The sequence below is a fragment of the Streptomyces malaysiensis subsp. samsunensis genome, from assembly GCF_024519315.1.
In the GTDB taxonomy this organism is placed as follows: domain Bacteria; phylum Actinomycetota; class Actinomycetes; order Streptomycetales; family Streptomycetaceae; genus Streptomyces; species Streptomyces malaysiensis.
Genome location: NZ_JANIIC010000058.1, coordinates 65152 through 71543 on the forward strand (window position 1 = coordinate 65152; position 6392 = coordinate 71543).

The following is a 6392-nucleotide window of genomic DNA, read 5'->3' on the forward strand; positions in this document are numbered from 1 at the left end:
GGCGGAATCCCCAAATCCCCTGGACCTCATCGAACCGCGTCCCGAGGCCGCCGGATGTGTCACCTGCCGCAAGTAGGGTGGTGACCATGGCCGACCCGAGCAGCTACCGCCCCAAGCCGGGACAGATCCCCGACTCGCCGGGGGTCTACAAGTTCCGTGATGAACACGGCCGGGTGATCTACGTCGGAAAGGCGAAGAGCCTGCGTCAGCGGCTCTCCTCGTACTTCCAGGACCTGGCGAACCTCCATCCGCGCACCCGCACCATGGTCACCACGGCGGCCGCCGTGGAGTGGACCGTGGTCTCCACCGAGGTCGAGGCCCTTCAGCTCGAGTACTCCTGGATCAAGGAGTTCGACCCCCGGTTCAACGTCAAGTACCGCGACGACAAGAGCTACCCCTCCCTCGCCGTGACCCTCAACGAGGAGTTCCCCCGGGTCCAGGTGATGCGTGGCGCCAAGAAGAAGGGCGTGCGCTACTTCGGCCCGTACGGCCACGCCTGGGCCATCCGCGAGACCGTCGACCTGATGCTGCGCGTGTTCCCCGTCCGGACCTGCTCCGCCGGGGTGTTCAAGCGCTCCGCCCAGATCGGCCGCCCCTGTCTGCTCGGCTATATCGGCAAGTGCTCGGCCCCCTGCGTCGGCCGGGTCACCGCCGAGGAGCACCGCCAACTGGCCGAGGAGTTCTGCGACTTCATGGCCGGCCGCACCGGCACCTATCTGCGCCGCCTGGAGCAGCGGATGCACGAGGCCGCCGAGGAGATGGAGTACGAGAAGGCGGCCCGGCTCCGTGACGACATAGGGGCGCTCAAGCGCGCCATGGAGAAGAACGCGGTGGTGCTCGCCGATGCCACGGACGCCGATCTGATAGCGGTCGCCGAGGACGAGCTGGAGGCCGCCGTCCAGATCTTCCATGTGCGCGGCGGCCGGGTGCGCGGTCAGCGCGGCTGGGTCACCGACAAGGTCGAGGCCGTCGACACCGCCGGGCTGGTCGAGCACGCCCTCCAGCAGCTGTACGGGGAGGAGAGCGGCGACGCCGTCCCCAAGGAGGTCCTGGTACCCGCCGTGCCGGACCCGGCCGAGCCGGTCACCGAGTGGCTCACCGGGCGCCGGGGCTCCCGGGTCGATCTGCGCATTCCGCAGCGCGGCGACAAGAAGGACCTGATGGAGACCGTCCAGCGCAACGCCCAGCAGGCGCTCGCGCTGCACAAGACCAAGCGCGCCTCCGACCTCACCACCCGCTCCCGGGCGCTGGAGGAGATCGCCGAGGCCCTGGGGCTGGACTCCGCTCCGCTGCGCGTCGAGTGCTTCGACATCTCCCATCTCCAGGGCGATGACGTGGTGGCCTCCATGGTGGTCTTCGAGGACGGGCTCCCCCGTAAGAGTGAGTACCGCCGTTTCCAGATCAAGAGCTTCGCCGGGCAGGACGATGTCCGCTCCATGCACGAGGTCGTCAGCCGCCGTTTCCGCCGCTATCTGCACGAGAAGCAGAAGACGGGGGAGTGGGAGGAAGAGGCCACGGAGGCCGCCGGGTCCACGGATCCTGTTGGGGCTACTGGGGCTACTGGGGCTACTGGGGCTACTGGGGCCACTGGAGCCACTGGGGCCACTGGGGCTGCCGTGACTCCGGGAACGGTCGGGTCCCCGGAGACCACCAAGGTCACCGAGGTCACCGAGGCCACAGAACCTGCCGGGACCCCCGGGTCCACGGAACCTGCCGAGGCCGCCGGGGCCACGGAATCCGCCGGTGTCACCGGGCCCACCGGCGTCACCGCCCCCGCCGGGCAGGACGCCGACGGGCCCGCCCCTGGGTCCTCCGGGCCGCTCGACGAGGAGGGCAGGCCCAAGCGGTTCGCCTACCCGCCCCAGCTCGTCGTGGTCGACGGTGGAAAGCCGCAGGTGGCCGCCGCCAAACGGGCCCTGGACGAGCTCGGCGTCGACGATGTCGCCGTCTGCGGCCTCGCCAAGCGCCTCGAGGAGGTGTGGCTGCCGGATGAGGACGACCCGGTGGTGCTGCCCCGCAGCAGCGAAGGGCTCTATCTCCTCCAGCGGGTCCGCGACGAGGCCCACCGCTTCGCCATCACCTACCAGCGCAGCAAGCGCGCCAAGTCGATGAAGGCCGGGCCGCTCGATGCCGTTCCGGGCCTCGGTGACAGCCGTAAGCAGGCCCTGCTGAAGCACTTCGGCTCGGTCAAGCGGCTGCGCGCCGCCACGGTCGAGCAGATCTGCGAGGTGCCGGGCGTCGGCCGTAAGACGGCCGAGACGGTCGCCGCGGCGCTCGCCGGGGCCGCCCCCGCCGCGCCCGCCGTGAACACCGCAACAGGAGAGATCATTGAGGACGAGGCCGCCGGCGCGGCGTCGTCGAACGGGGGGACCAGACCATGACCGAGCACGCGAACCATGGAGACGGAGCGCAGGTGAATACGGGCACGTCGGGCGAGCCCGCCGAGGCGGCGGCCATCCCCGAGCTGGTGATCATCTCTGGAATGTCGGGTGCGGGGCGCAGCACCGCCGCCAAGTGTCTGGAGGACCTCGGCTGGTTCGTCGTGGACAACCTGCCGCCCGCGCTGATCCCCACCATGGTCGACCTGGGCGCCCGCTCCCAGGGCAATGTGGCCCGGATCGCCGTGGTGGTGGACGTCCGCGGCCGCCGCTTCTTCGACAACCTCCGCGAGTCCCTCGCCGACCTCGCCGCCAAGAACGTCAAGCGGCGCGTGCTGTTCCTGGAGGCGTCCGACGACGCCCTCGTGCGCCGTTTCGAGTCCGTGCGCCGTCCGCACCCCCTCCAGGGCGACGGCCGGATCGTGGACGGTATCGCAGCCGAGCGCGATCTGCTGCGCGAGCTGCGCGGAGACGCCGATCTGGTGATCGACACCTCCAGCCTCAACGTCCATGAGCTGCGCGCCAAGATGGACGCCCAGTTCGCGGGCGAGGAGGAGCCCGAGCTGCGGGCCACCGTGATGTCGTTCGGCTACAAGTACGGTCTGCCGGTCGACGCCGATCTGGTGGTGGACTGCCGCTTCCTGCCCAATCCGCACTGGGTCCCCGAGCTGCGCCCCTTCACCGGGCTCAACGAGGAGGTCTCCAGTTACGTCTTCAACCAGCCCGGCGCCAAGGAGTTCCTCGACCGCTACGCGGAGCTGCTCCAGCTGATCGCCGCGGGCTACCGCCGCGAGGGCAAGCGCTATGTGACCATCGCCGTCGGCTGTACCGGCGGTAAGCACCGCAGCGTCGCGATGTCCGAGCGGCTCGCCCCGAGGCTGGCCGCCGAGGGAGTGGAGACCGTCATCGTCCACCGGGACATGGGGCGCGAGTGACCGTTCGTACCAACCGGTTGCGGCGGCTGGTCGGGGCGCGGGCCAACCGGGGCGCGCAGCCCAAGGTCGTCGCCCTCGGCGGCGGCATGGGCCTGTCGGCGTCGCTCGCCGCGCTGCGCCGGATCACCGGCGATCTGACCGCCGTCGTCACCGTGGCCGACGACGGGGGCTCCAGCGGACGGCTCCGCGACGAGCTGGGCGTGCTGCCGCCCGGCGATCTGCGCAAGGCCCTGGCCGCGCTGTGCGGCGACGACGACTGGGGCCAGACCTGGGCCCGGGTCATCCAGCACCGCTTCGCCAGCGAGGGCGATCTGCACGGCCACGCGGTCGGCAATGTGCTGATCGTCGCCCTGTGGGAGCAGCTGGGCGACCATGTGAAGGCGCTCGACCTGGTCGGCAAGCTGCTGGGCGCCCACGGCCGGGTGCTGCCCATGTCGGCCGTCCCCCTGGAGCTCCAGGCGTACGTCCGGGGCCATGACCCGGCGCGCCCGGAGGAGGTCTCCATCGTCGCCGGGCAGGCCACCGTGGCCCTCACCCCCGGTGAGGTGCAGTCGGTCCATCTGGTGCCGCACGATCCACCGTCCGTCCCCGAGGCCGTCGCGGCGGTCATGGACGCCGACTGGGTGGTGCTGGGGCCCGGCTCCTGGTTCTCCTCCGTGATCCCGCATCTGCTGGTCCCCGATCTGCTCCAGGCGCTCACCGAGACCAAGGCCCGGCGGGTGCTGTCGCTGAACCTCGCCCCTCAGCCCGGAGAAACCGATGGCTTCTCCCCGCAGCGTCATTTGGAGGTTTTGGCCCGACACGCCCCTAAACTCGCCTTCGACGTGGTGCTTGCCGACGAGGCCGCCGTCCCCGACCAGAGCAGTCTGTGCGACGCCGCCAAGCGGCTGGGCGGCACGGTCGAGCTTGCGCCGGTGGCCGCGACCGACGGTGCCCCGAAGCATGACCCGGAGCTTCTGGCGGCCGCGTACGACCGTATTTTTCGGATGCATGGAAGGATCGGCCCATGGCGATGACGGCAGCGGTGAAGGACGAAATCTCCCGGCTCCCCGTCACCCGGACCTGCTGCCGGAAAGCGGAGGTCTCGGCGATCCTGCGGTTCGCGGGCGGGCTGCACCTGGTCAGCGGGCGCATCGTGATCGAGGCGGAGCTGGACACCGGGATCGCGGCCCGCAGGGTGCGCAAGGACATCCTGGAGATCTTCGGGCACGCCTCGGATCTGGTGGTGATGGCCCCCGGCGGGCTGCGCCGCGGCAGCCGGTACGTGGTGCGGGTGGTGGCGGGCGGTGACCAGCTGGCACGGCAGACCGGCCTGGTCGACGGCCGCGGCCGGCCGATCCGCGGACTGCCGCCGCAGGTCGTCTCCGGCGCCACCTGCGACGCCGAGGCCGCCTGGCGCGGGGCCTTCCTCGCCCATGGCTCGCTCACCGAGCCCGGCCGCTCGTCCTCCCTGGAGGTGACCTGCCCGGGCCCAGAGGCCGCGCTGGCGTTGGTCGGCGCCGCCCGCCGGCTCCAGATCGCCGCCAAGGCGCGCGAGGTGCGCGGGGTGGACCGGGTGGTCGTCCGGGACGGTGACGCCATCGGCGCGCTGTTGACGCGGCTGGGCGCGCACGAGTCGGTCCTCGCCTGGGAGGAGCGGCGGATGCGGCGCGAGGTGCGGGCGACCGCCAACCGCCTCGCCAACTTCGACGACGCCAATCTGCGCCGCTCGGCCCGTGCCGCCGTCGCCGCCGGGGCCCGGGTGCAGCGCGCCCTGGAGATCCTGGGCGACGAGGTGCCCGAGCACCTCGCCGCGGCCGGGCGGCTGCGCATGGAGCACAAGCAGGCGTCCCTGGAGGAGCTGGGCGCCCTCGCCGACCCGCCGCTGACCAAGGACGCCGTCGCGGGCCGTATCCGCCGGTTGCTGGCCATGGCCGACAAGCGCGCCCAGGATCTGGGCATCCCCGGCACCGAGTCCAGCCTGACCGAGGAGATGGCCGAGGGCATGGTCGGCTGACGGCGCCCAACGGCAGGCGGCACGGAAGCGCGTAGCCCCCCGCACGTCGCGCCCCGCACCCTCCGCGCCCCGGACACCGCGGGCCGTACACCCCGCCCCGCACACCGCGCGCCCCCGGATCACACCAGCGATCCGGGGGCGCGGTGCGTCCACGTGGTGCGTCCAGGCGGCATGTGCCGGCGGTTCGCGCGCCGCTGTTGACATGACCATGTGTCCTGACAAGTCTGGAGCGCTGCGCACCCGCGTGTTCACATGACAGCCAGGGGGGCTCATGAAGCTCAGACCGACGGTGAGATCGAGCGGCGCGGTGGCTGCACTGGCCGCGTTGCTTCTGGGGGGACTGGCCGCGGCACCCGCGGCCACCGCACAACCGCCGGCGGACGCCGCCGGCGAGGGGCTGTCCGTATGGACCGCCCAGGTCACGAAGGAGCAGATCCCGCTGCTGCTCCGCGCCGGAGCGGACGGCACCGAACTGGGGCGGCAGGTGCCCGAGAAGGGCAGCGGCCCGGTCGGGCTCTACCTCACCGCCGAGCAGGCCGCCGAGCTGCGCGGCAAGGGCGTGCGGATCACCGAGAAGAAGGTCTCCGCACAGACCCACAACCGCCTCAAGGCCGCGGGCGACGGTGTCTTCCGCCCCTATAGCGGCGAGGGCGGGTTGAAGCAGCAGCAGGCCGGGGGCGTGGTCGGCTGACGGCCTCGGGAGTGAAGCACGGAAGCCGCGTCCCCGCTCCCCAGCACCTCGCGCCCCTGGAGCACACGAGCGATCCGGCGGCGCATACGTCCTCCGGGTCATGCGCCGGAGCGCTTGCTTGGTGTTCGCGATGGGGAGTTCATCGCCTCCCGTAGTGGCGTTGCGGAGCGTCGCCGCTCTGCTGTCTGTCCAGCACCGAACGCCCGAACGCCCGAACGGTTGACGGAGCCTGGGAATCGAACCATCGCCCTGCGAGTCACCAGTTATGGTGATCGATGAGTAAAGGCGGGCTTGCGTGCGGCGGTCGTACTACGGTCCGAGGCCATGAAGCTGGTGACGCAGGTGAATTGCGCCCGTGTGGCGCTGATGGGGGTATTCCGAAGGGAGTCCTA

Annotated in this window: 5 protein-coding genes; all 5 read left to right on the forward strand. The window is 71.4% G+C overall.

Going from position 1 to position 6392, the window contains the following annotated elements:
- Positions 1–86: 86 nt before the first annotated feature.
- A complete protein-coding gene (gene uvrC, locus NQU54_RS37200; RefSeq protein WP_257634859.1) occupies positions 87–2381 on the forward strand; it encodes an excinuclease ABC subunit UvrC in 2295 nt (764 codons plus the stop codon).
- The gene (gene rapZ, locus NQU54_RS37205; RefSeq protein ID WP_079257214.1) at positions 2378–3313 is read left to right on the forward strand and encodes an RNase adapter RapZ; all 936 of its coding nucleotides are present in this window, start codon (positions 2378–2380) and stop codon (positions 3311–3313) included. The genes uvrC and rapZ overlap by 4 nt, the downstream gene beginning before the upstream one ends.
- The gene (locus tag NQU54_RS37210; protein WP_257634860.1) at positions 3310–4329 is read left to right on the forward strand and encodes a gluconeogenesis factor YvcK family protein; all 1020 of its coding nucleotides are present in this window, start codon (positions 3310–3312) and stop codon (positions 4327–4329) included. Before rapZ ends, NQU54_RS37210 begins: the two co-directional genes overlap by 4 nt.
- Positions 4320–5309 carry a DNA-binding protein WhiA gene (whiA, locus tag NQU54_RS37215; RefSeq protein WP_257634861.1) on the forward strand — a complete coding sequence of 330 codons (990 nt, stop codon included), beginning with the start codon at positions 4320–4322 and terminating at the stop codon, positions 5307–5309. Before NQU54_RS37210 ends, whiA begins: the two co-directional genes overlap by 10 nt.
- Positions 5310–5580: 271 nt before the next feature.
- Positions 5581–6000 (forward strand): hypothetical protein, encoded by a 420-nt coding sequence (locus NQU54_RS37220; RefSeq protein WP_257634862.1) that lies wholly within the window; start codon positions 5581–5583, stop codon positions 5998–6000.
- Positions 6001–6392 lie beyond the last annotated feature (392 nt).

Coding starts and splice junctions, on each gene's coding strand:
- uvrC (WP_257634859.1), top strand. CDS start 87: ATGGCCGACCCGAGCAGCTACCGCCCCAAGCCGGGACAGATCCCCGAC.
- rapZ (WP_079257214.1), top strand. CDS start 2,378: ATGACCGAGCACGCGAACCATGGAGACGGAGCGCAGGTGAATACGGGC.
- whiA (WP_257634861.1), top strand. CDS start 4,320: ATGGCGATGACGGCAGCGGTGAAGGACGAAATCTCCCGGCTCCCCGTC.
- NQU54_RS37220 (WP_257634862.1), top strand. CDS start 5,581: ATGAAGCTCAGACCGACGGTGAGATCGAGCGGCGCGGTGGCTGCACTG.